Origin of the sequence: Serratia sp. (in: enterobacteria) (assembly GCF_046715635.1) — a bacterium.
In the GTDB taxonomy this organism is placed as follows: Bacteria; Pseudomonadota; Gammaproteobacteria; order Enterobacterales; family Enterobacteriaceae; genus Chania.
This window is the reverse complement of the sequence record NZ_JBKJYW010000170.1, coordinates 1-23,578: the sequence shown is the minus strand read 5'-3', so window position 1 is coordinate 23,578 and position 23,578 is coordinate 1. Positions and strand designations below refer to the sequence as shown.

Here is a 23,578-nt window from a genome sequence, read left to right as displayed (position 1 = left end):
GCGCCTTCCTGAGCTGGCTGCGCGAACGGGTCGGCTTCATCTGCGGGCAGGTCATTCGCCAGCGTATGCGTGCGCAGGTGCTGGATAAGCTGCAACAGCTTGGCCCCGCCTGGATCCAGGGCAAGCCGGCCGGGAGCTGGGCCAGCATCATCGTTGAGCAGATTGAGGACATGCAGGATTACTATTCCCGCTATCTGCCGCAAATGTATCTGGCCGTGTTTATCCCGGTGCTGATCCTGATCACCGTCTTCCCGATCAACTGGGCGGCTGGGTTTATCCTGCTGGCTACCGCCCCGCTGATCCCATTGTTTATGGCGCTGGTCGGCATGGGGGCGGCCGATGCCAACCGCCGTAACTTTATCGCGCTGGCCCGGCTCAGCGGCAATTTCCTCGATCGCCTGCGCGGCCTGGATACCCTGCGCCTGTTTAATCGCGGCCAGGCGGAAACCAATCACATTGCCAAATCCTCGGAAGATTTCCGCCAGCGCACTATGGAAGTGCTGCGCCTGGCCTTCCTCTCCTCCGCCGTGCTGGAATTCTTCGCCTCGATTTCCATCGCCGTGGTGGCAGTCTATTTTGGCTTCTCCTACCTCGGTGAGCTGGATTTTGGCAGCTATGGCACGGGCGTTACGCTGTTTGCCGGTTTTCTGGTGCTGATCCTGGCACCGGAGTTTTTCCAACCGCTGCGCGATCTGGGCGCCTTTTACCATGCCAAAGCCCAGGCCGTGGGCGCTGCCGAAGCGCTGGAAACCTTCCTGGCCGCCGAGGGGGAGCAGGTTGGCAATGGCTCCCAAACGCTAAATAGCGAAGAACCACTGACCGTGCAGGCACAGCAGTTGGAAATCCTCTCTCCCAATGGCGTAGTGCTTGCGGGGCCGCTAGATTTTACCTTGTCCGCCAATCAGCGTATTGCCTTGGTCGGGCTTAGCGGTGCCGGGAAGAGTTCGTTGCTGAATCTGCTGTTGGGCTTCCTGCCCTATCGGGGATCGTTGCTGATCAACGGTATCGAACTGCGCGAGTTGGCTGCGGTTAACTGGCGTCAGCAACTGGGTTGGGTGGGTCAAAACCCCCATCTGCCAGCCCAAACGCTGCGGGACAATATTCTGCTCGGCAACCCACAGGCCAGCGAGGCCCAATTGCAACAGGCCGTCGAGCAGGCTTACGTCAGTGAATTCCTGCCGCATTTACCCAAGGGATTGGCAACCGATCTGGGCGATGGCGCTGCCCGGCTTTCCGTTGGGCAAGCTCAGCGTGTGGCCGTGGCGCGAGCGCTGCTCAGCCCCCGCCGTTTGCTGTTACTGGATGAACCTGCGGCCAGCCTGGATGCCCACAGCGAACGTTTGGTGATGCAGGCGCTGAATGCAGCGTCTCACCAGCAGGCCACGCTGTTGGTCACGCACCAGTTGGAAGATACCGAAGATTATGACCAGATTTGGGTGATGGACAGCGGAAAAATCGTCCAGCAGGGCAACTACGCCACGCTCAGCACCCAGCCCGGTCTGTTTGCCAAACTGATTGCACACCGCAGCGGGGAGCTATAATCATGCGCGTTTTGCTGCCATTCCTGGCGTTGTATCGCCGCCACACGTTTCTGATTTTACTGGGTATCGTGCTGGCTATCGTCACCCTGCTGGCCAGCATTGGCCTGCTGGCGCTGTCCGGCTGGTTCCTGGCTGCCTCTTCGCTGGCCGGGCTGGCGGGGTTATATACCTTCAACTACATGCTACCGGCCGCGGGCGTTCGGGGTGCGGCAATCTTCCGTACCGCCGGGCGTTATGCAGAACGGGTCGTCAGCCATGACGCTACCTTCCGTGTGTTGTCCCATCTGCGGGTATTTACCTTCCGTCAGATCCTGCCGCTGTCACCGGGTGGTATTGCCCGTTTCCGTCAGGCTGAGCTGCTCAACCGCCTGGTTGCCGACGTTGATACACTCGACCACCTGTACCTACGCGTTATTTCGCCAATGGTCAGCGCTGCGGTGGTCATTGTAGTAGTCACCTTCGGCCTCAGTTGGCTGGATGTTCCGTTAGCCCTGACGCTGGGCGGAATTTTGTTATTGCTGTTGCTGGCCGTTCCGCCGATCTTCTATCGCGCAGGTAAGCCTATTGGGGAAGAGTTGACCTTGTTACGCAGCCAGTACCGCACCGACCTGACCGCCTGGCTACAGGGGCAGGCCGAACTGGTGGTGTTTGGCGCGCTGGACGGTTTCCGGCATAAACTCAACGCTACCGAACAGCGCTGGCAGCGCCGCCAGTGGCAGCAGGCTTCGCTAGGAGGGATTGCCCAGGCGCTGATGATCCTGGCAAGTGGCCTCACCGTCACGCTATTGCTGTGGCTTGCCGCCGCGGGGATCGGTGGCGATACTCAACCCGGTGCCCTGATTGCCCTGTTTGCCTTTGCTGCCCTGGCCTCTTTTGAAGCCATGATGCCCGTCGCTGCCGCGTTCCAACATCTGGGCCAGGTAATCGCTTCGGCAACCCGGGTCAAGCAGATCATCGATCAGCAACCGGAAGTCACCTTCCCTGCCAGCGGTCCAGCCTCACAGTCAGGCGCAGAGCTGCAACTGAGCGAGGTGTCCTTCACCTATCCCGACCAGCCGCTACCGGTGTTGACCAACGTGACGTTGAACATCGCCGCGGGTGAGCACATCGCGCTATTGGGCCGTACCGGCTGTGGGAAATCGACCCTGCTGCAATTGCTGACCCGCGCCTGGAATGCCGACGGTGGCCAAATTCAGCTCAACGGACAGCCACTGGCTAGCTATGATGAATCTACGCTGCGTGCCATGACGACGGTAGTGAGCCAACGGGTGCATATCTTCAGCAGTACCCTACGTGAAAACCTGCGTATCGCCGCACCTGCGGCCACCGATGAGGAGTTAAACCACGCACTGCAACAAGTTGGTCTGGATAAGCTGCTGGAAAATGAGGGGCTGAATGCCTGGTTGGGTGAAGGTGGCCGGCAGCTTTCCGGTGGTGAGCAACGCCGTTTGGGCATTGCCCGCGCCCTGCTGCATCAAGCCCCGCTATTGCTGCTTGATGAGCCAACCGAAGGGCTGGATGCCGAAACCGAACAACAGATCCTGGCCCTGCTCCGCCAGCATTGCCGCGGCAAGACGTTAATTCTGGTGACTCACAGACTCTATGGGCTGGAGCATTTCGATCGCATCTGCGTGATGGACGGTGGCAGTATCGTGGAACAAGGCAGCCACGCGGCGCTAATGCGCCAGCCTGGTCGTTACGCCCAATTTCACCAACGTATCAGTAATCTATCGCTGTAAAACCGCCTGTGGGCGACGCTAAGAGGTTTTATGCGCATTGTTAAGCTGTCATCGCAGTCTGTAGCGTTTCCCTCACCAGAGGCCGCCCTGCACGATCCTAACGGACTGTTGGCCATCGGTGGCGATTTGACGCCTACGCGGCTGCTGGCAGCCTATGAGCGTGGGATCTTCCCCTGGTATTCGCCTGGGGAAGCCATCCTCTGGTGGTCACCCGATCCACGGGCGGTGCTATTCCCAGTGGAATACCATGTCAGCCGCAGCTTCAAGCGATTCCTGCGCAACCCTCCGTTCCGCATTACCCTAAATCATGATTTTGCCGCCGTGATCGCCGCCTGCTCATACCGCCCAGATGAAGGCACCTGGATCGGCGAGGAGGTGCAGCAAGCCTATTTACAATTACATCACCTCGGGCATGCCCATTCCATTGAGGTGTGGCAGGGGGAAGAGCTGGTTGGCGGCCTCTACGGTGTCGCCCAAGGGGCCCTGTTCTGCGGTGAGTCGATGTTCAGCCGCACCACCAATGCATCAAAGTATGCTTTATGGGCGTTTTGCCGCCATTTTGCCGGTTATGGTGGGGAATTGGTTGACTGTCAGGTGCTTAACGCTCACACTGCCCGGCTTGGAGCGAGAGAAATCCCCCGCCGCCAATTTTTGCAGCAGTTGAGCAACCTTCAGCGCAGGACGTTAGCGCCGGAATGTTGGCTGCCGCAAGTCATACCCCCACAGCTGGTTGAACTGCCCTCCCAAACTGACTAATTTTGTGGAATCGGTGCATTGTTCACCGACACTCCTTTACATAATGTGGGTTTTTCGGCATTATCTTGCCGGTTAAAAACTAAGGTAGTTACACCTAGAGGATTCGATGGCCAAAGAAGACAATATTGAAATGCAGGGCACCGTTCTTGATACGCTGCCGAACACCATGTTCCGTGTTGAATTGGAAAACGGGCACGTGGTTACCGCTCATATCTCCGGTAAAATGCGCAAAAACTATATCCGCATCCTGACGGGTGACAAAGTCACTGTAGAGCTGACCCCGTACGACCTGAGCAAAGGCCGCATTGTCTTCCGTAGCCGTTAATCGGCTCACCCGTCGCCAGCCACTGGCGACACCGAGGATGTGATCCCTCAAAAGAGCCCTTTCCGTTTACCCCCGCAGCAACGTTCTCCACCGAGTTGTGTTGGCGCAGGTAAACTGAGAGGGCTCACTCATTTTATAAGGGCGACAGGTTCGGCCTTGTGAACTGAATTCATGTACGATCGTAGGGGCGCCGCATGCTGCGCCCATTTATACGTATAAAAAAAGCGATGCCAAGGCATCGCTTTTTTATTCCCGGCCTACCGCTTAGTGCACCGCACCTTCATCCGCTTTACGCTTCTGGGCGCTGAGGAAGTGGTAAGTCAGCTGTTTCTTATCTGCATCCAGCTCGACCTTCACCGAGCCGCCGTCAACCAGAGAGCCAAACAGCAGTTCGTTGGCCAGCGGTTTTTTCAGGCTTTCCTGCATCACACGCGCCATTGGACGAGCACCCATCGCACGGTCATAGCCTTTCACCGACAGCCAGTCACGCGCTTCGTCGCTCACTTCCATCGACACGCCCTTCGCATCCAGCTGTGCCTGCAGTTCGACGATAAATTTGTCAACCACCTGCTGGATCACCGCAGGAGACAGATGGTTGAACCAGATGACGTTGTCCAGACGGTTACGGAATTCTGGCGTAAACACCTTCTTGATCTCTTCCATCGCGTCGATGCTGTTGTCCTGTTCGATCAGGCCAATCGATTTGCGTTCGGTTTCGCGTACCCCGGCGTTGGTGGTCATCACCAGGATCACGTTACGGAAGTCGGCTTTACGGCCGTTGTTATCGGTCAGCGTCCCATTGTCCATTACCTGCAACAGCAGGTTGAACACGTCCGGGTGCGCTTTTTCGATTTCATCCAGCAGTACCACCGCGTGCGGATGCTTGATCACCGCATCGGTCAGCAGGCCGCCCTGATCGTAACCGACGTAGCCCGGAGGCGCACCAATCAGGCGGCTGACGGTATGACGTTCCATATATTCGGACATATCAAACCGCAGCAGCTCGATATCCAGCGCCTTCGCCAGCTGCACGGTAACCTCGGTTTTCCCTACCCCGGTCGGCCCGGCGAACAGGAAGGAACCCACCGGCTTGCGATCCTGGCCCAGACCGGCACGGCTCATCTTGATCGCTTCGGTCAGCGCCTCGATGGCAGGATCCTGGCCAAACACCAGCATTTTCAGGCGGTCGCTCAGGCTTCTCAGCACGTCGCGATCGCTGGCGGAGACGGTTTTTTCCGGGATACGTGCAATGCGCGCAACCACGGATTCGATATCCGCCACGTTGACCGTTTTCTTACGCTTGTTCACCGGCAGCAACCGGCTCCGCGCACCAGCCTCGTCGATCACGTCGATCGCTTTGTCCGGCAGATGACGGTCGTTGATATATTTCACCGACAGTTCTACCGCAGCACGCACCGCTTTAGCGGTGTAACGCACGTCATGGTGCGCTTCGTACTTGGTTTTCAGACCGTTGATGATCTGAATGGTCTCTTCCGGCGTCGGTTCGGTAATGTCTATTTTCTGGAAGCGACGCGCCAGGGCACGGTCTTTTTCGAAAATATTACTGAATTCCTGATAGGTGGTGGAGCCAATCACCCGGATCTTGCCGCTCGACAGCAGAGGTTTGATCAGGTTGGCGGCATCCACTTGCCCACCGGAAGCCGCACCAGCACCGATGATGGTGTGAATTTCGTCGATAAACAGGATGCTGTTCTTGTCCTGCTCCAGCTGTTTGAGCAGCGCCTTGAAGCGCTTCTCGAAATCGCCACGGTATTTGGTGCCCGCCAGCAATGAGCCGATATCCAGCGAGTAAAGCGTGCAGTCTGCCATCACCTCTGGCACGTCACCCTGCACGATCCGCCAGGCCAGCCCTTCGGCAATGGCGGTTTTACCTACGCCGGATTCCCCCACCAGCAGCGGGTTGTTTTTACGGCGGCGGCACAGCACCTGAATGGCGCGCTCCAGTTCACGGTCACGGCCGATCAGCGGATCGATACCGCCAACGCGGGCCAGTTGGTTGAGGTTGGTGGTGAAGTTTTCCATACGGTCTTCCCCTCCAGGCTGCTCTTCGTTTACCGGGTTTTCCGCATTAGGTGCCTGGCCCGGCTCATCTTTACGTGTGCCATGTGAAATGAAGTTCACCACGTCCAGACGGCTGACGTCGTGTTTACGCAGCAGGTATGCCGCCTGGGACTCCTGTTCGCTGAAGATCGCCACCAACACGTTGGCACCGCTCACTTCGCTCCGGCCGGAGGACTGCACGTGGAATACCGCACGCTGCAGTACACGCTGGAAGCTGAGCGTCGGCTGGGTGTCGCGCTCCTCTTCGCTGGTGGGCAGCGTTGGTGTGGTTTGTTCGATAAAGGCTTCCAGCTCCTGGCGTAATGCGGCCAGATCCACCGTACAAGCCTCGAGCGCTTCGCGCGCGGCAGGGTTGCTGAGTAACGCCAGCAACAGGTGCTCCACGGTCATAAACTCATGTCTGTGCTCGCGCGCTCTGGCGAAAGCCATGTTGAGACTGAGTTCCAATTCTTGATTGAGCATAGGCACCTCCCCAATAGATTGCCTTTTCAGGCTTTTTCCAGCGTACAGAGCAACGGATGCTCATTCTCCCTTGCGTAACGGTTCACATGGACCACTTTGGTTTCCGCCACCTCGGCGGTAAAAACACCACAGATCGCCTTGCCTTGATAGTGGACCGTGAGCATCAGTTGCGTTGCACGTTCAATATCATAAGAAAAGAACTTTTGCAGAACGTCAATCACAAATTCCATCGGTGTGTAATCGTCGTTGTTAAGTATAACTTTATACATTGACGGCGGTTTTACCGCATCGATTTGTTTTTCTTCGGCCAAGTGTTCAATATTTAGCCAATCGTTGTTATTGCCCATTGCTGCTCATCTTCTCTGCCATGCCTCAGTATATGGGGCCATGTTCGGGTTATTCAAACGGGAGTATCAAGACTATTTTACCATCTTCGCGGTTAACGTGCCGCAGCGCAAAGCGATTAATCGCCCTTGCCACTGCCATATTTTGTTACCAAACCATGTCAATAGCGTTAACTACTTCAAACTTTGGTGAACTGCCCGACACGGTCATTGGCCGATCCCTTGACGTGTTGATCATTTGCTCTAGAGTGTGATTTTGTGGGTTGTTGGTCTTTTGACCAGTTGGTACTCACCTGGATCAGTTATTCATCTCATCTTAAAAGTAGCATTGCGAGGGATGTAGCAGCATGGAGACGGGTACGGTTAAATGGTTCAATAACGCCAAAGGGTTCGGCTTTATCTGCCCGGAAGGCGGCGGTGAAGATATCTTCGCGCACTATTCAACAATTAAAATGGATGGCTACCGAACGTTGAAAGCTGGCCAACAGGTCAGGTTCGACGTGCATCAAGGGCCGAAAGGGAACCACGCGAGCCTGATTATGCCGCTGGAAAGCGAGGCAATGGCCTAAACGCGCCCCTTCAGCCACTTCTGCACTACCAACTCAAAATGCCAGCCGCCGTACGACTGGCATTTTATTTTTGCCTGTTATTCCCGTGCCAACGCGTCAATCGGGTTCAACCGCGCGGCACTTCGTGCCGGCAGATAGCCGAACACCACGCCAATCCCGGTGGAACACAAGAACGCACTCAGTAAGGCCACCGGCGGGAAGCTGATCTGCCAGCCCGGCATCGCTAATTGCACCAGCAGGCCAATGGCAAACGACAGTGCGATCCCCAATGCGCCCCCCACCAGGCACACCAACACCGCCTCGATCAGGAATTGTTGCAGGACATCGCCTGAGCGCGCCCCTACCGCCATGCGAATGCCGATTTCACGCGTCCTTTCCGTTACCGAGACCAGCATGATATTCATCACCCCAATCCCGCCAACCACCAGCGAAATCACCGCCACCAGGGTCAGGAACAGTTGCAGCGTTCGGGTGGTTTTCTCCGCGGTTTGCACCAGGCTGTCCATGTTGTAGGTGAAGAAGTCTTTCTTGCCGTGGCGCAACGTCAGTAACCGCGTCAACTGCTGTTCCGCCTCCTGGCTGTTATAGCCCTCGCGGATACGCACGGTGATCGAGTCAAAATAGTCGTTGCCCATCAGGCGATTGGCCATCGTGCTATAGGGCACCCATACGCTCAGCGTCTTGCTGCTGCCGAACATCGACTGCTTTTCCTCCGCCACACCAACCACCGTGGCTGGCATATTACCGATCAGGATCACCTCACCCACCACGTTTTTTTGATGGGGGAACAGCCGCCGCTGGGTATTGGCGTCGATCACCACCACCTGCGCCTGGGATTGCACCTGCAGGGTATCGATGCCGACCCCCTGGGAAAGCGTCATGCCGTAAACCCGAAAATACTGTTCACTGACGCCCGCCACGTTGGCAGCCACATCAATATTGCCAAACCGCAGCCGCATGCTGCTACTGATATTAGGCGAAAGCGCACTGACATAGGGCTGCTCACGCAACGCGCTTAGATCGCCATACTTCAACGCCTGGCGGAAGGTGGGATCGTCGTCACCAAAGTCTTTACCGGGGTAGACATCCACCGTGTTGGTACCGATGGATTTGATGTCTGCCAGGATCATCTGCTTGGCCGCGTCGCCGATCACCAGGATCGAGACTACCGAGGCAATGCCGATGATGATCCCCAGCATGGTTAACGCCGTGCGCATCTTGTTGGCCGCCATGGCCCGCCAGGCCATCACCAACGCCTCACGGAAACGGCCAACCATCTGCTGCCAGGAGGGCGCTAGCGTAGCCATATCCAGCATTTTAGCCTGCGGATTCCCCTGCGCCTGTGGCCGAGAGTCGGCGATGATTTCCCCGTCGCGGATTTCGATAATCCGCTCTGCCTGCTGTGCTACCGCCGGATCGTGCGTGACGATAATCACCGTATGCCCCTGCTCGCGCAGTTGCTTGAGGATCGTCATCACCTCTTCACCGGAATGGCTGTCAAGCGCCCCGGTCGGTTCATCCGCCAGGATCACCTGGCCGCCGTTCATCAATGCCCGCGCAATACTGACGCGCTGCTGCTGCCCACCCGAAAGCTGGCTTGGCCGGTAGGTGATACGTTCCCCCAACCCCAGACGTTGCAACAAAGCCGCGGCCCTTTCACGCCGTGCCGTCTTGCTCAGCCCGGCATAAACCGCAGGCATCTCCACGTTATGCGCCGCACTCAGATGGGGTAGCAGATGATAACGCTGGAAGATAAAACCAAAATGCTCGCGCCGCAGTTGGGCCAGCGCATCGCCATCCAGCGTTGCCACGTCCTGTCCGGCCACGCGGTAAGTTCCGGCGCTGGGTTTGTCCAGGCAGCCGAGAATGTTCATCAGCGTCGATTTACCGGAGCCAGAGGCCCCCATAATCGCTACCATCTCACCGGCATCAATGCGCAGACTGACGTTTTTCAGCACGTCAACGGTCTGATCGCCGGAGAGGTAGCTGCGCCGGATATCACTCAGTTCTAACAGTGCCGTCATCAACTGGCCTCCGCGCCGCCGCGGCTGACGATCACCTCTTCACCGGCCTGCAACCCGCTGACAATCTGCACATCCACATTGTTGCGAATGCCGATCGTGACTTCCCGCTTCTCTTCCTTGCCCTGTTGCAGCACCGAAATGTGATAACGGTTATCGGCGATCTGATCCCCCAATGCCGCCAGCGGGATCACCAGCGCATCACTGACGCCAGCCAGCTGAATATGCACCTGCGCGGTCATTTGCAGACGCAGCAAGCCCTGTGGGTTTGGCACTTCGAAACGCGCGTAATAGAAAATGGCGTTGTTGACCTTCTCTGGCGTGGGCTGAATATCTTTCAGCACGCCGTCAAAACGTTTGCTCGGGTCCCCCAACACGGTAAACCAGGCTTTCAGCCCCGGTTTGAGATGGATCACGTCCGCCTCAGAAACCTGGGCCTTCACCAGCATGGTACTCATGTCTGCCAACGTCAGAATGTTGGGCGCCTGCTGCGCGGCGATCACCGTCTGACCCTGCAAGGTGGTGATCTGCACCACATCACCGTCCATCGGCGCTTCGATACGGGTATAAGCCAGATTGATCTTGGCGGTATCCAGGCTGGCCTGATTTTTAGCGATCTGCGCTCTGATGGTTTCAACCTGCGCTTTTTTTACCGCCAGCTCAGTGGTGAATTTATCCAAATCCTGGCGCGACACCGCCTGTACCTTGGCCAGTTCGCGGTTACGTTGCAAGGTCACCGCCGCCAGTTGTTGCTCTGCCAAAGCCTGTTTCAGCTGGGCTTGCAGTTCTTGTAGCGTAGCTTCACCTTCGCGAATGCTGTTTTGTGCCTGTTCGGGATCGATAATGCCGAGCAGTTGGCCTTTTTGCACCTTATCGCCAATCTCGACCTTCAGGCTCTCCAACTGCCCACTGACCTGAGCCCCCACATCAACCTTACGCACCGCATCCAGTTGGCCGGTCGCCAATACGCTTTGCTCTAGATCGCGTTTAACCACCTTGACCGTTTTAAACTCTACCGGGGTCGGATGGCTAAAGCGCCAATAAGTCACAATGGCGATCGCCACCAGAACGGCGCTCACCACCAACCCGCGTTTTTTACCTTTGAATAACCACGTCAATGTCTGTTCCTACCTATTTTCCTGTCGTTCTCAGGCTGCCTACCTCGGCAACTCAAGTAAATTATCATGGTCGTAACCAATAACTAAACCCAGGCTCAACGTATTTCGAGCAATGCAATTTTGCCATGCCGTATTGAACTCCTGTTTAGTGAAACCTTGATGAAATAGTCATTTGGACACCAACCAGGATTTCATCATGTCTCAGCTCAGCTATCCACTCATATCGGCCAAACCGGCCAGCCAACTGATGACGGCACTGATCAACGGCGAGAAAGTGCCCAGCAATGCCTGGAAAAAAACGTCATTCCGCCTTAAGTTTCTTGGCCGTTCGCTGCTCTGCTGGCCAACGACTCGTAGCCTGCTCAACACGCTGGCTGCCAACCCTCTGCTGGATGAGATTTTAAGCGCACAGCCCTATCTGCCCTGCAAACTGCATCGCCCCTATCTGGCGGACAACATGAGCCGCATCGACCGTCTGTTTGCCCTGCGCGATCACTACGATTTGCTCGCCCAACGCATGCCGCTGAAGATGCACCTCGGCCAACTCGGCAGCCATCCCTTTACCTTAAGCCGCGCACAGGACAAAAATGGTGAGCACATCTGCCTGCAACTGGCCTCTCTGGACCACTTGAATAAAGAGGGGGAAACGACCCTGCTGTTGCGCAATAGCCAAGGGGTCATGCTGGCTGAAATGACCTTCACCTTGATGAATTACCAGCAACAACCCACGTTATTTATCGGCGGTGTGCAAGGCGCCAATTCCACGGTGCCGCACGCTGAGATCCAGAATACGACCAAAGCCTGCCACGGCCTGTTTCCAAAACGCCTGGTGTTGGAAGGCATTTGCCACCTGGCCCAACAGTTGGGTATCCGGCAGTTGATCGCGGTAGGCAACACCACCCATATTTACCAAAACTGGCGCTACCACCACAAAAAGAAAAGTCAGTTGCATGCTGATTACGATCGGTTCTGGCTTTCCATGGGCGGCAAGCAACTCGATAACGGCTATTTCCTGTTACCCGAGCGCATTGGCCGCAAGCCGATGGAAACCATCGCCAGCAAAAAACGCGCGGAATATCGCCGCCGTTACCAGTTACTGGATGAGCTGCAACAGGGGATTAGCAACCACTTTTCTTAGTCCGCCCGCCCCCGCGCCAGCCACATCACGCGGGAGAACATTTTCTTCAACAACAGTGGCACCGAGTCGGTGCCCCACGCCCCGGCCTGCATAGCCACCTCAATCGCCAGATCGGGCTTGGAAGTGTGATGCACTGCTTTGAGGATCACCTTGCGCACTGGCATCTGTACCTTTAGCGGTATCGAGGCCACCCGGTGATAGACCGAACTGAATCCCTCCCGATACATGAAGTGTTCCATATCCGGCGCGGGCAGCGCTGTTAGACGATCGCGCTCGTTATCTTCGTGGTTATCCAGCATACTGCGCACGGTATTAGCGTATTTTTTCCCAGCTTCGTCGCCATCCACCAGAGCGTGCCATTGAATCCCCATGCGCCGAGCAAACTTCAGCAGGGGTTTCAGCCCGCATTGGGCAAACTCAATCACCCGTACACCTTCGGACTCGAAACGATAGCCACACTGGCGTGCCAGTTCGTTGAGCAGCCAGACTTCGGTCTCCCCTTCCACCAGCAGCCAGCAGCGGGCAAACAGCGAGGCAGGCCGGTTAAAGCGGATGTGGAACGCAATGCGCCGCCCATCCTCCGCACTTAGCCCCTTTGGCCCAAGGCGATAGGTGGCAACGCGGGCCGATTCGCGCACCAGGCGGCAAATATGCTCCACCGGCACCAACGATACCAGCTCGCTGGAGTTGGTGGTGGTAATGCGCTGCAACGGCATCTGGTTGAGTAATCCCCAGGCCACCGACAGCATGATTGGGTGCAGCCGCGTTTCCGGGTCTTCTACCAACAATAGTGGCCGGGCATGGGGATCGAGTTTTACGTTGCCTTTGGCCTGCAGCAGCGTAGAGAACATCCCCAGCAGGATCAATCGCATACTGCGGCTGTTAGGCTCGGCAATCATGCGGTTGATGCTATCCAACGATCGCCACGCCTGTTGTTCCGGTTGGCGACGATGGCGTGGCCCGGCAACCTGCGAACCTTGCTCGGCAAAATAGTGTTCCAGCAACTGCTGCATCGCCGCCAGCCCCTGCCGTAGTTCGGCATTGGTCAGCTTTTGCGGATTGCGCACCAGTTCACGCGTCAGTTGATCCAACTGCTGCGCCAGGGCTTCGTTATCGGCAGGAAGGCGATCGCTGAGTGAACTGGGGCGCAGGCGGCGGATAAAGCGCGCATCACGTAGCCGCAACACAGGATGAATACGGATCAGGGCGTGCACCAGTTGATCGATATGGTGTAAGTGCAAGGCGTTGCCATCGGCATCAAGAAAACGCCGCCAGGTGCATACCGTGCCATCATCATCTAATTCCCCTTCGCTGCAGTAATGAATGCGGCTCAGGTTATCTTCCCCCTTTGACCACAGCGGCGAAAGATGGCGATAGCGCGGCAGATGCGCATGGCCGGTATCCTTTTCACAAAAGGTGAAGATGATCTGCAAATGACGATCTTTGGCCGCCTCGTCGCCTGGCGGGAAGTAGAAGTCTTTGGCTTCAAAGCGGTACAGCGTCTGTTCGGGTGCCAGCAAAAAGGTCATGGCGTCCAGCAGGCTGGACTTGCCCCAGGCATTTTCCCCGAGTAGCACGGTATTATCATCCAGCATCAGTGAAAGCCGGTTGATACCGCGGAATCCTACAATCTCAATACGCTCCAGGTACATCTGCTGACTCCTTTATTCGCCCGATATCTTGAGGATGAGCAATAAAGCCATTGTAGGTCAAGCAGACGTACGGCAAACAGCGTAAATCCGCCACTTTACTCCGCCGCCCATTTTGGTTAGCGTGTTGGGTTTGCCGTATTATCCCAAATTAAAGGACGCTCGTTTCACATGTACTCAGGACTGCTGATTATACTGATACCGCTGATCGTCGGTTATCTTGTCCCCTTGCGTAGCGTCACCCTGATCCGGGTCATTAACCGCCTGCTGAGCTGGATGGTCTATGTGATCCTGTTCATTATGGGGATCAGCCTGGCATTCCTGGAAAACCTCAGCAGTAATCTGATGCTGATCTTTCAGTACACTCTGGTGTTTTTTCTGTGCATTTTCTGCGCCAATCTCCTGTGGCTATCGCTGTTTGAACGCCGCCGCCCCTGGCACAGTGCTCACAAGCAAGAAACGTTGCCCTCGCGCCTGCATATGGCATTGGAATCCCTGAAGCTCTGTGGGGTGGTGGTAGCTGGCTTTGCCTTGGGCCTCACCCAGTGGCACTGGCTGCAATTTGCCGGCCAAGGCAATGAGTATGCCCTACTGTTTCTGCTGTTTCTGGTAGGTGCGCAGCTACGCAACAGTGGGATGACGCTGCGCCAGATTGCCCTCAATCGCCGTGGCATGATGGTCGCCCTGGTGGTAGCGGTCAGTTCGCTGGTGGGGGGGGCAGTGGCCGCACTGCTGTTGGGGCTGCCGCTGAAAGCCGGTTTGGCGATGGCTTCGGGTTTTGGCTGGTATTCCCTTTCCGGCATCCTGATCACCGACGCCTATGGCCCAGTGATGGGCAGCGCCGCCTTCTTCAACGATCTGGCTCGTGAGCTGGTGGCCATTATGCTGCTCCCAACGCTGGTGCGTCGCAGCCGCTCCTCGGCATTGGGTTTATGTGGTGCTACCTCAATGGACTTCACGCTGCCGGTCCTTCAACGCAGCGGCGGGATAGAAATGGTGCCTCCGGCCATCGTACACGGATTCCTGCTGAGCCTGTTAGCTCCGGTGTTAATCGCCCTGTTCTCCTGACGCCCACGGGCGCGGTTCGCCGCGCCCGATGCTCAAAGCGTAATAATTCCCATCCGCACACTAACTTGTTCTAAATCAATCTTTGTTAACGTTGTGTCACAAAAGCCTTTTTAAGGTTGCGTCATCGATCTATGCTTCAAAACAAGCATTATAAATGCAACTTTAAAAAAGGAAGCGATTATGTTCTGTGTGCAATGTGAACAAACCATCCGGACACCGGCAGGCAACGGCTGCTCCTACGCTCAAGGGATGTGCGGTAAAACGGCAGAAACCTCAGACCTGCAGGATCTGTTGATAGCAGCGCTGCAAGGGCTCTCAGCCTGGGCCTTGCAGGCACGTGCGCTGGGCATTATCGATCATGATGTTGACAGTTTCTCCCCGCGCGCCTTCTTCTCTACGCTGACCAACGTTAACTTCGATTCCGAACGTATTATCGGTTATGCACGTGACACCATTGCCCTGCGTGACTCGCTGGCGGTTCGCTGCCGCCTGCTCGACGCCAGTGTGCAGGTCGACCATCCTCTGGCCCAGTTGCAACTGGCTGGCAACGATATGCCTGCGCTGTTACAACAGGCCGCGCAGTTTGCCCTCAATAAAGATAAAGCCGAAGTAGGCGACGATATCCACGGCCTGCGTATGCTGTGCCTGTATGGCCTGAAAGGGGCCGCCGCCTATATGGAACATGCTCATGTGCTGGGGCAGTTCGACAACCAGATCTATGCCGATTACCACGCCTTTATGGCCTGGTTGGGCACCCAACCGAGCGATCTGGACACCCTGCTGAACAACTCCATGGCCATCGGCAAAATGAACTTCAGCGTGATGGCTATTCTGGATCGCGGCGAAACCGGCGCCTTTGGCAATCCGCAGCCGACCACGGTCAACGTGCGCCCGGTGGCGGGCAAGGCAATCCTGATTTCCGGCCACGATCTGAAAGATCTGCGCTTGCTGCTGGAACAGACCGCAGGCACCGGCGTCAACGTCTATACCCACGGCGAAATGTTACCGGCTCATGGCTATCCGGAGCTGAAAAAATTCCCGCACCTGGTGGGTAACTACGGCAGCGGCTGGCAGAATCAGCAGACCGAGTTCGCCAAATTCCCAGGCTCGATCGTCATGACCTCCAACTGCATTATCGATCCGAACGTGGGCAATTATGGCGATCGCATCTGGACACGCAGCATCGTTGGCTGGCCTGGCGTCAACCATCTGGAAGGGGATGATTTCAGCACCGTGATCGCTCAAGCGCAGCAGTTGGCTGGCTTCCCTTACAGCGAAATTGAACAACTGATCACCGTCGGTTTTGGCCGTGAGGTGCTGCTCAGCGCCGCCGATACCGTGGTCGACCTGGTAGTACAGAAAAAACTGCGCCACGTATTTCTGGTGGGTGGCTGTGACGGCAGCCGTGATGAACGCAGCTACTTCACCGATTTTGCCCGCAGCGTGCCGCAAGATTGCCTGATCATGACGCTGGGATGCGGTAAATACCGCTTCAACAAGCTGGACTTCGGCACGCTGGAAGGGCTGCCACGCCTGCTGGACGTTGGCCAATGCAACGACGCCTATTCCGCCGTGATGCTGGCAGTCAAACTCGCCGAGAAAGTCGGCGGCACGGTCAACGACCTGCCGCTCAGCCTGGTGCTGTCGTGGTTCGAACAGAAAGCGATCGTCATTCTGCTGACGCTGCTGTCTCTTGGGGTGAAAAATATCGTCACCGGCCCAAGCGCCCCGGCCTTCCTGACCGACAATCTGTTGGCAGTGCTGAATGAAAAATTCGGCCTGCGTTCGGTCACCACCGTAGAGCAGGATATGCAAACCCTTCTCGGCTAAGGCCGTGGTTCCGGGGCTGCCCAACGCGGCGGCCCCGTTTGTTTTGAGGTGCCCTATGAGCCAACCCAGCCCACTTTGCCCCAACCCGATGCAGGTGCACTCCCTGCAACAGGAAACCGCCGACGTCTGGACGCTGAACCTGATCAATAACGACTTTTATCCTTATCAGCCAGGTCAGTTTGCGCTGGTCAGCATTCACGACAGTGAAGACACGCTGCGCGCTTACACCCTCTCCTCTTCACCCGGTCTGAGTCCATTTATCAGCATCAGCGTGCGTTGTCTGGCTGATGGCATTGGTTCACGCTGGCTGACGCAAGACGTCAAACCTGGTCAAACACTTTGGTTATCAGACGCCCAGGGAGAATTCAGCTGTGTGCAACACCCTAGCGATCGTTACCTGATGCTGGCCGCAGGCTGTGGCGTCACGCCAATAATCTCCATGTGCCGCTGGCTGGTGGTAAACCGCCCACAATGCGATATCCGGGTGATCTTTAACGTCCGTACTCCGGCCGATGTGATTTTTGCCGAACAGTGGCAACGGCTATGTGCTGCCCACCCACAATTGCAACTGATATTGATGGCAGAGCAGGATGCACAAGCCGGTTTTCTGTCTGGCCGCATCAATGAACAGGTGTTGCAGCAGGCCGCACCGGATATTGCCTCGCGCACCGTGATGACCTGTGGCCCGGCCCATTACATGCAACAGGTTGAGCAGCTTTGCCTGGGGCTTGGTGTGCCTGAAGCCAACTTCCACCAGGAACAGTTCCACACCTCGGCAGAGCTGGATAATGGGAAAAGTGAACAGTTAACAATGCGCATCGGTCAGCCGCTGCGTGAATTCCGAGTGCCGGTCGGCAGCACCTTGCTCGCAGCGTTGGAAGCCCATAAGTTACCGGTCAATGCCGCCTGCCGTGCTGGCGTTTGCGGCTCGTGCAAAACCCGTATTATCGATGGCCACTACACCACCACCAGCACCATGACGTTAACCCCAGCGGAAATCGAGCAAGGCTACGTACTGGCCTGTAGCTGCCAGCTACAAGGTGACGTCACTCTCGCCTAACGCCACGCAGCCCCATCTTCCCGATGGGGCACATATCGGTAAGCGTATCCCCTAATCCCCTTCTACACTTTGTGTTTGCCTCTAATCAGGCTAGTACCCCTCATTTTGGATAATGACTGGAGGAACGATGAAGCAAACAGTAGCCACGCTGATCGCCAAAACGCTGGAACAGGCAGGTGTTAAACGGATTTGGGGCGTGACCGGCGATTCGCTCAACGGCCTGAGTGACAGCCTGCACCGGATGGGAACCATCGCCTGGATGGGCACCCGCCACGAGGAGGTCGCCGCCTTTGCTGCCGGTGCCGAAGCCCAGCTCACCGGCCAACTGGCGGTCTGCGCAGGTTCTTGCGGTCCCGGCAACCTGCACCTGATCAACGGCCTGTTCGATTGCCACCGCAATCACGTCCCGGTGCTGGCCATTGCCGCCCATATTCCTACCAGCGAGATCGGCAGTGGTTATTTTCAGGAAACCCACCCGCAAGAGCTGTTCCGCGAATGCAGCCACTACTGCGAGTTGGTCTCTAATCCAGAACAGCTGCCGCGAGTGCTTGAAATAGCCATGCGTAAAGCGATCCTCAACCGTGGCGTCTCGGTGATTGTGCTGCCGGGGGATGTCGCCCTGCAAATGGCCCCGGAAGATGCCAGTATGGTGTGGCGTACGCCAGCGCACCCATTGATGCAGCCACCAATGAGCGAGCTGCAAAAACTGGCCGAAACGCTGAACAACGCTAAAAACATCACCCTGATGTGCGGCAGCGGCTGCGCCGGCTCGCATGACGAAGTTGTCAAACTGGCTGAACTGCTGCAGGCCCCGATTGTGCACGCCCTGCGCGGTAAAGAGCACATCGAATGGGATAACCCTTACAGCGTCGGCATGACCGGGTTGATCGGTTTCTCTTCTGGCTACCACGCCATGATGAACCGGATACGCTGGTGCTACTCGGCACTCAGTTCCCGTACCGGGCGTTTTATCCTACCCATGCCAATATCATTCAGATCGATATCAACCCTGGCAGTATTGGCGCCCATTGCCCGGTCAATATGGCACTGATGGGCGATATCAAAACGACGCTCAGCGCCTTACTGCCGCAGTTGCAAGCCAAAAACGATCGCAAGTTTCTGGATAAGGCGCTGGAGCATTACCGGGAAGCACGTAAAGATCTCGATGGATTGGCTACCGCCAACGATGACCAGCCGATCCACCCCCAGTATCTGGCACAGCAAATCAGCCACTACGCCACGCAGGATGCCATCTTCACCTGCGATGTCGGCACGCCAACGGTATGGGCAGCGCGTTATTTGAAAATGAACGGCAAACGCCGCCTGCTCGGTTCGTTCAACCATGGCTCAATGGCCAACGCCATGCCACAGGCGATTGGTGCCCAGGCCACCGAACCGGATAAACAGGTGATCGCCATGTGCGGTGACGGCGGTTTCACCATGCTGATGGGGGATTTTCTGTCGCTGGCCCAGTTGCAGCTGCCAGTCAAAGTGGTAGTGTTCAATAACAGCGTGCTGGGCTTTGTAGCGATGGAGATGAAGGCCGGTGGCTACCTTACCGACGGCACCGATCTGCATAACCCGGACTTTGCCGCCATCGCCAATGCGGCGGGTATCAAAGGCATTCGGGTAGAAAAGGCCTCTGACCTGGATGCGGCATTACAGGAAATGCTGGCCCATCCTGGCCCGGCCTTGCTCGACGTGGTTACGGCCAAACAAGAGCTGGCGATGCCGCCGCAGATCAAATTCGAGCAGGCTAAAGGGTTCAGCCTGTATATGCTGCGCGCCATCATCAACGGCCGGGGTGATGAGGTCGTCGAACTGGCTAAAACCAACTGGCTGCGTTAATCGCCTCTGGGGACAATGAAGTTGGTTGTCCCCTGCATTTTCCGCTTTTGCCCCGCGCTAATCCGGTTATGATGAAAGCCTCTTCCTCATCGGCTACCAAGGACCCGTATGCTTATCGATTTACGCAGTGACACCGTTACCCAACCTGGCGCAGAGATGCGCACCGCCATGGCTCAGGCTGACGTCGGCGACGACGTGTATGGCGACGATCCCACCGTCAATGCCCTCCAGGCCGAAGCGGTCAGGCTCTCAGGCAAAGAGGCGGCATTATTCCTGCCCACCGGCACCCAGGCCAACCTGGTAGCCCTGCTGAGCCATTGCCAGCGCGGTGAGGAATATATCGTTGGCCAGCAGGCGCATAACTACAAATATGAAGCCGGTGGTGCCGCCGTGCTGGGCAGTATTCAGCCCCAGCCGATCGAAGCCAATCCTGATGGTACGCTGCCGTTAGACAAAGTCGCCGCCGCCATCAAGCCCGATGATATTCACTTCGCCAAGACTCGTCTGCTGAGCCTGGAAAACACCATCAGTGGCCGAGTGCTGCCGCTGGAGTATCTGCAACAGGCCTGGCAGTTCACCCGTGAACACAAGCTGGCCCTGCACATTGACGGCGCGCGCATTTTCAACGCGGCGGTGGCGCTTAACGTGCCGCTGAAAACCCTTGCCCAGTATTGCGATACTTTCACCATTTGCCTGTCAAAAGGCCTGGGTGCACCGGTCGGCTCGCTGCTCTGCGGTAGCGAAGAGTTTATCCAACGTGCCATCCGCTGGCGCAAGATGACCGGTGGCGGTATGCGCCAGGCCGGTATTCTGGCAGCTGCCGGGCTATATGCACTGGAGCACAACGTCGAGCGGCTGAAAGAAGATCATGACAACGCCAAATGGCTCGAGCAGCAGTTGCGTGACATTGGCGTAGATATCGCCGAACCGGGCGCACAAACCAACGTGCTATACCTGCGCCAATCCCCGGAGTTGGCGGCCAAGCTCGGCCCCTGGATGCGTGAACGTGGCGTGTTAATCAGCGCCGGGCCGTTGACCCGTATCCTGACGCACCTCAACGTTAGCCGCCAGGAACTGCAAAAAGTGGTCGATCTGTGGCAGGAATTCTTACAGCAACACGCGTGACTTTTTTGCAGTAACGCCGGGAGGCCCCGCTTTCCGGCTCTCGCCAAACCCACTATCTCAGCCTAGTTCCAAAACCTGAAGGGATATCCTCTATGAGTCATAAATTGCGCCAGACGTTATTAGCTCTCACCCTCGCTAGCAGTGGAATGATGTTTACCTTGCCAGCCAGCGCTGCCCCGGCTCCAGCCCAACAGCAAACGCAGGCTCCCGGCTATTACCGCATGATGTTGGGTAACCTGGAGGTGACGGCGCTGTACGACGGTTACGTTAATCTGGACAGCAAACTGTTCCACGGTGTCAGCGAGCCGGATATGCAAAAGCTGTTCGCCCGCATGTTTACCGACAGTAAGTCAGGCATACAGACGGCGGTTAACGCGTTTCTGGTGAATACCGGTACGCATCTGGTATTGGTTGATGCCGGTACCGCACAGTGCTTTGGGCCGACGTTGGGTGCCATCAAGAACAACCTGCGCGCGGCCGGGTATCAGCCAGAGCAGGTTGACATGATATTGCTGACGCATCTGCATCCCGATCACGCCTGTGGCATAACCGATCAGGGCAAAGCCGCCTTCCCTAACGCCACCGTTTATGCCTCCAAGGCCGATGGTGACTATTGGCTGAGTAAAGAGATGGCGCTCAAAGCGCCAAAGGATGCGCAGCCGATGTTCAAAATGGCTCAGGATGCCGTGGCCCCTTATGCCGACCAAGGCAAGCTGAAATTGTACAGCCCAGGGGAACAGTTGCTGCCAGAGTTGGAGGTGATTGCGACACCGGGCCACACGCCTGGGCATGCCTCTTACCTGTTCAGCTCCGGCGGCCAGAAACTGCTGTTGTGGGGGGATATCGTCCACAGTCACTCTTTACAGTTTGCCAAACCTGAAGTCGCGGTGGATTTTGACACGGACTCCAAACAGGCGATCGCTACCCGGCAGAAGGTGTTTGCCGATGCGGCTGAAAACAAACTGTGGGTTGGCGGAGCACACTTACCTTTCCCTGGCCTGGGCCACGTGCGCGTCGAAGGTAAAGGCTATGCGTGGGTACCGGTTGAATATGCTCCGGTGGTCGTTGGCGAGAAGAAACCTTAACGCAGATTGATGACAACGGGCGGCGCATGCGGCGCCCGTTTAAATGTGCACATTGCGGTAACTCAAACCACCATCCGGCCATAGAGCCAGTAACCCACCGCTAATATCAGCAGCAGGTTCAGCACCACGCTGAGGATAAAATAGGTTTTGAACGGCTGTTTCTGCGTTTTATGGCGGAACATTCGTTGCCCGATAATAGCCCCGATCCAACCACCCAGCACGCCGAACAGCAGCAGGGTGATTTCCGGCACCCGTTGCCAACCTTTGCAGGCGGCCAGCTTATCGGCACCGTAAATCAGCAGGGTCAGCAGGTTTACCAGCAGCAGCCAGGTCCACAGCGGAGTGGGAAAACACAGGCTGCCAGCCAGGGCAATTAGCAGCAGGAAATAACACAAAGAATTGATTTTCATCGGGCATGGGCTCGTTGCTTGATCGCAGCGTAGTGTGAACTGCCCTCCCTGCAGATGCAACAAGGGATACCCATGCAAAAAGTGCAATTAGCCCGCTAATTTGGCATCCTATAATTTCCGCTCACATTAACATCAATAATCTAAGGCAGCGCAATGACCTCCCAACGTATTCTGGTTCTTGGAGCCAGCGGTTACATCGGCCAACACCTGATCCCCCGTTTGATCGAGCAGGGCCACGAGATCACCGCCGCAGCGCGCCGCATAGAATGGTTGGAAGAACAAAACTGGCCGCACGTAAGCTGCCGCTACGTGGATATCTACCGTCCAGAAACGCTAACGGCGGCGCTATGGCAGATCGATGCCGTTTACTACCTGATCCACGGCATGGGCGATGGCGATGATTTTATCGAAAAGGAGCGCCAGGCGGCAGAGAACCTGCGAGATGCCCTGCGGGGATCCACGGTAAAACAGGTTATTTTCCTTGGCGCACTGCAACCAGAGGGCAATAGCTCCCCTCACCTCATCGCCCGTAAACTGACCGGCGAAATCCTGCGCCAAAGTGGTATTCCTGTCACCGAATTGCGCGCCAGTATCGTGGTTGGCCCAGGGTCAGCCGCGTTCGAGATCATGCGCGATATGGTTTATAACCTGCCGATCCTGACGCCGCCGCGTTGGGTACGGTCAAAATCGTCCCCGGTCGCACTGGATAACCTGCTCACTTACCTGACTGAACTACAGCAACACCCGGCGCAGGAAAACCGGATTTTTGACGTGGCTGGGCCGGAGTACATTAGTTACCAAACTATGTTCGAGCGCTTTATCAAGATCAGCGGCAAAAAGCGCTGGCTGATCCCGGTACCTCTGCCGACACGTTTTATCTCGGTATGGTTTATCAGCATGATCACTTCTGTGCCGACCTCGATTGCCAGCGCGCTCATCCAGGGTCTGAACCATGACCTACCTGCCGATGGCAAACCGCTACAAGCCTTGATCCCACAGCCGCTACAAACCTTTGATGAGGCAGTGAAGGAAACGCTACGTCGCGAAGATGAGGTGGTCGACTCTGCCGATTGGGGTTACGATCCTGAAGCCCGGGCCCGCTGGCGCCCTGGTTATGGCTTCTACCCCAAACATGCAGGCTGTGAACTGGATACGCAGGCCTCGAGTGAAGCGCTATGGCATGTCGTGCAGCAGTTGGGCGGCAAAGAGGGCTACTTCTACGCCAACATCCTGTGGCAAATCCGCGCCCGCATGGACGATATGATCGGTAACGGAGTCGTTTATGGCCGACCGCAGCGTGACACCCTGGAAATCGGCGATCTGGTCGATGGCTGGAAGGTGATCACCAAGAAACCATTACGGCAGTTGGCATTGATGTTCGGGATGAAAGCGCCGGGGCTTGGCCGTC

At 56.6% G+C, this 23,578-nt stretch carries 18 protein-coding genes and 1 pseudogene; 13 read left to right on the top strand and 6 right to left on the bottom strand.

Features of this window, described 5'->3' with window-relative positions:
• The 4 genes from cydD to infA form a co-directional block, all read left to right on the top strand.
• Positions 1–1,541 (top strand): heme ABC transporter permease/ATP-binding protein CydD (cydD, locus tag ACLQ7H_RS08505; protein WP_411752287.1); only part of this gene is annotated, 1,541 nt, incomplete at its 5' end.
• A 2-nt stretch (positions 1,542–1,543) separates the two neighbouring features.
• Entirely contained in the window at positions 1,544–3,280 is a 1,737-nt protein-coding gene (gene cydC, locus ACLQ7H_RS08500; RefSeq protein WP_411752286.1) for a heme ABC transporter ATP-binding protein/permease CydC, read from the top strand.
• A gap of 30 nt (positions 3,281–3,310) precedes the next feature.
• Positions 3,311–4,036, top strand: a complete 726-nt coding sequence (gene aat, locus ACLQ7H_RS08495) for a leucyl/phenylalanyl-tRNA--protein transferase (RefSeq protein WP_411752285.1) — start codon at positions 3,311–3,313, stop codon at positions 4,034–4,036.
• A gap of 106 nt (positions 4,037–4,142) precedes the next feature.
• Positions 4,143–4,361: a translation initiation factor IF-1 gene (infA, locus tag ACLQ7H_RS08490; protein ID WP_002211347.1), complete on the top strand. Its 219-nt coding sequence runs from the start codon at positions 4,143–4,145 to the stop codon at positions 4,359–4,361.
• Positions 4,362–4,625: 264 nt separating this feature from the next.
• On the opposite strand, the gene clpA is transcribed toward infA, so the two are convergent.
• Both clpA and clpS read right to left on the bottom strand, forming a co-directional pair.
• Positions 4,626–6,905 carry an ATP-dependent Clp protease ATP-binding subunit ClpA gene (clpA, locus tag ACLQ7H_RS08485; protein WP_368463094.1) on the bottom strand — a complete coding sequence of 760 codons (2,280 nt, stop codon included), beginning with the start codon at positions 6,903–6,905 and terminating at the stop codon, positions 4,626–4,628.
• Between the two features lie 26 nt (positions 6,906–6,931).
• A complete protein-coding gene (gene clpS / locus ACLQ7H_RS08480; RefSeq protein WP_411752284.1) occupies positions 6,932–7,252 on the bottom strand; it encodes an ATP-dependent Clp protease adapter ClpS in 321 nt (106 codons plus the stop codon).
• A 344-nt stretch (positions 7,253–7,596) separates the two neighbouring features.
• Here clpS and cspD point away from each other — a divergent pair, with 344 nt between their 5' ends.
• Positions 7,597–7,818 (top strand): cold shock-like protein CspD, encoded by a 222-nt coding sequence (cspD, locus tag ACLQ7H_RS08475; RefSeq protein WP_021804952.1) that lies wholly within the window; start codon positions 7,597–7,599, stop codon positions 7,816–7,818.
• Positions 7,819–7,895: 77 nt separating this feature from the next.
• Here cspD and macB read toward each other — a convergent pair whose 3' ends face one another.
• Positions 7,896–9,842 carry a macrolide ABC transporter ATP-binding protein/permease MacB gene (macB, locus tag ACLQ7H_RS08470; protein WP_411752283.1) on the bottom strand — a complete coding sequence of 649 codons (1,947 nt, stop codon included), beginning with the start codon at positions 9,840–9,842 and terminating at the stop codon, positions 7,896–7,898.
• Positions 9,842–10,957 carry a macrolide transporter subunit MacA gene (macA, locus tag ACLQ7H_RS08465; RefSeq protein WP_411752282.1) on the bottom strand — a complete coding sequence of 372 codons (1,116 nt, stop codon included), beginning with the start codon at positions 10,955–10,957 and terminating at the stop codon, positions 9,842–9,844. Before macA ends, macB begins: the two co-directional genes overlap by 1 nt.
• Positions 10,958–11,153: 196 nt before the next feature.
• Here macA and ACLQ7H_RS08460 point away from each other — a divergent pair, with 196 nt between their 5' ends.
• Positions 11,154–12,095, top strand: a complete 942-nt coding sequence (locus ACLQ7H_RS08460) for a VirK/YbjX family protein (protein ID WP_411752281.1) — start codon at positions 11,154–11,156, stop codon at positions 12,093–12,095.
• Here the strand turns inward: ACLQ7H_RS08460 and ACLQ7H_RS08455 are convergent.
• A complete protein-coding gene (locus tag ACLQ7H_RS08455; RefSeq protein ID WP_411752280.1) occupies positions 12,092–13,747 on the bottom strand; it encodes an ATP-dependent endonuclease in 1,656 nt (551 codons plus the stop codon). The two genes, ACLQ7H_RS08460 and ACLQ7H_RS08455, sit on opposite strands and share 4 nt — an antisense overlap.
• Positions 13,748–13,915: 168 nt before the next feature.
• Between ACLQ7H_RS08455 and ACLQ7H_RS08450 the strand changes: the two genes are divergently transcribed.
• The 6 genes and pseudogenes from ACLQ7H_RS08450 (at position 13,916) to ACLQ7H_RS08425 (ending at position 21,760) form a co-directional block, all read left to right on the top strand.
• A complete protein-coding gene (locus ACLQ7H_RS08450; protein WP_411752279.1) occupies positions 13,916–14,812 on the top strand; it encodes a lysine exporter LysO family protein in 897 nt (298 codons plus the stop codon).
• Positions 14,813–14,992: 180 nt separating this feature from the next.
• Positions 14,993–16,642, top strand: a complete 1,650-nt coding sequence (hcp, locus tag ACLQ7H_RS08445) for a hydroxylamine reductase (RefSeq protein ID WP_411752278.1) — start codon at positions 14,993–14,995, stop codon at positions 16,640–16,642.
• Positions 16,643–16,697: 55 nt separating this feature from the next.
• Positions 16,698–17,702 carry an NADH oxidoreductase gene (hcr, locus tag ACLQ7H_RS08440; protein WP_411752277.1) on the top strand — a complete coding sequence of 335 codons (1,005 nt, stop codon included), beginning with the start codon at positions 16,698–16,700 and terminating at the stop codon, positions 17,700–17,702.
• Positions 17,703–17,829: 127 nt separating this feature from the next.
• Positions 17,830–19,550: pseudogene (gene poxB / locus ACLQ7H_RS08435) on the top strand (ubiquinone-dependent pyruvate dehydrogenase).
• Positions 19,551–19,658: 108 nt separating this feature from the next.
• Entirely contained in the window at positions 19,659–20,675 is a 1,017-nt protein-coding gene (ltaE, locus tag ACLQ7H_RS08430; protein ID WP_411752276.1) for a low-specificity L-threonine aldolase, read from the top strand.
• Between the two features lie 92 nt (positions 20,676–20,767).
• Positions 20,768–21,760, top strand: coding sequence for an MBL fold metallo-hydrolase (locus tag ACLQ7H_RS08425; RefSeq protein WP_411752275.1), 993 nt, complete (start codon positions 20,768–20,770; stop codon positions 21,758–21,760).
• A gap of 62 nt (positions 21,761–21,822) precedes the next feature.
• Here the strand turns inward: ACLQ7H_RS08425 and ACLQ7H_RS08420 are convergent, their stop codons facing one another.
• Entirely contained in the window at positions 21,823–22,170 is a 348-nt protein-coding gene (locus tag ACLQ7H_RS08420; RefSeq protein WP_411752274.1) for a DUF1294 domain-containing protein, read from the bottom strand.
• Between the two features lie 153 nt (positions 22,171–22,323).
• Here ACLQ7H_RS08420 and ACLQ7H_RS08415 point away from each other — a divergent pair.
• Positions 22,324–23,578 (top strand): NAD-dependent epimerase/dehydratase family protein (locus ACLQ7H_RS08415; RefSeq protein ID WP_411752273.1); only part of this gene is annotated, 1,255 nt, incomplete at its 3' end.

Excerpts from the sequence above, each read along its gene's own strand:
- aat (WP_411752285.1), top strand. The coding sequence starts at position 3,311 with ATGCGCATTGTTAAGCTGTCATCGCAGTCTGTAGCGTTTCCCTCACCA.
- ACLQ7H_RS08460 (WP_411752281.1), top strand. The coding sequence starts at position 11,154 with ATGTCTCAGCTCAGCTATCCACTCATATCGGCCAAACCGGCCAGCCAA.
- ACLQ7H_RS08455 (WP_411752280.1), bottom strand. The coding sequence starts at position 13,747 with ATGTACCTGGAGCGTATTGAGATTGTAGGATTCCGCGGTATCAACCGG.
- ACLQ7H_RS08425 (WP_411752275.1), top strand. The coding sequence starts at position 20,768 with ATGAGTCATAAATTGCGCCAGACGTTATTAGCTCTCACCCTCGCTAGC.
- clpA (WP_368463094.1), bottom strand. The coding sequence starts at position 6,905 with ATGCTCAATCAAGAATTGGAACTCAGTCTCAACATGGCTTTCGCCAGA.
- macB (WP_411752283.1), bottom strand. The coding sequence starts at position 9,842 with ATGACGGCACTGTTAGAACTGAGTGATATCCGGCGCAGCTACCTCTCC.
- clpS (WP_411752284.1), bottom strand. The coding sequence starts at position 7,252 with ATGGGCAATAACAACGATTGGCTAAATATTGAACACTTGGCCGAAGAA.
- ACLQ7H_RS08450 (WP_411752279.1), top strand. The coding sequence starts at position 13,916 with ATGTACTCAGGACTGCTGATTATACTGATACCGCTGATCGTCGGTTAT.
- infA (WP_002211347.1), top strand. The coding sequence starts at position 4,143 with ATGGCCAAAGAAGACAATATTGAAATGCAGGGCACCGTTCTTGATACG.
- hcr (WP_411752277.1), top strand. The coding sequence starts at position 16,698 with ATGAGCCAACCCAGCCCACTTTGCCCCAACCCGATGCAGGTGCACTCC.
- hcp (WP_411752278.1), top strand. The coding sequence starts at position 14,993 with ATGTTCTGTGTGCAATGTGAACAAACCATCCGGACACCGGCAGGCAAC.
- ACLQ7H_RS08420 (WP_411752274.1), bottom strand. The coding sequence starts at position 22,170 with ATGAAAATCAATTCTTTGTGTTATTTCCTGCTGCTAATTGCCCTGGCT.
- ltaE (WP_411752276.1), top strand. The coding sequence starts at position 19,659 with ATGCTTATCGATTTACGCAGTGACACCGTTACCCAACCTGGCGCAGAG.
- cspD (WP_021804952.1), top strand. The coding sequence starts at position 7,597 with ATGGAGACGGGTACGGTTAAATGGTTCAATAACGCCAAAGGGTTCGGC.
- cydC (WP_411752286.1), top strand. The coding sequence starts at position 1,544 with ATGCGCGTTTTGCTGCCATTCCTGGCGTTGTATCGCCGCCACACGTTT.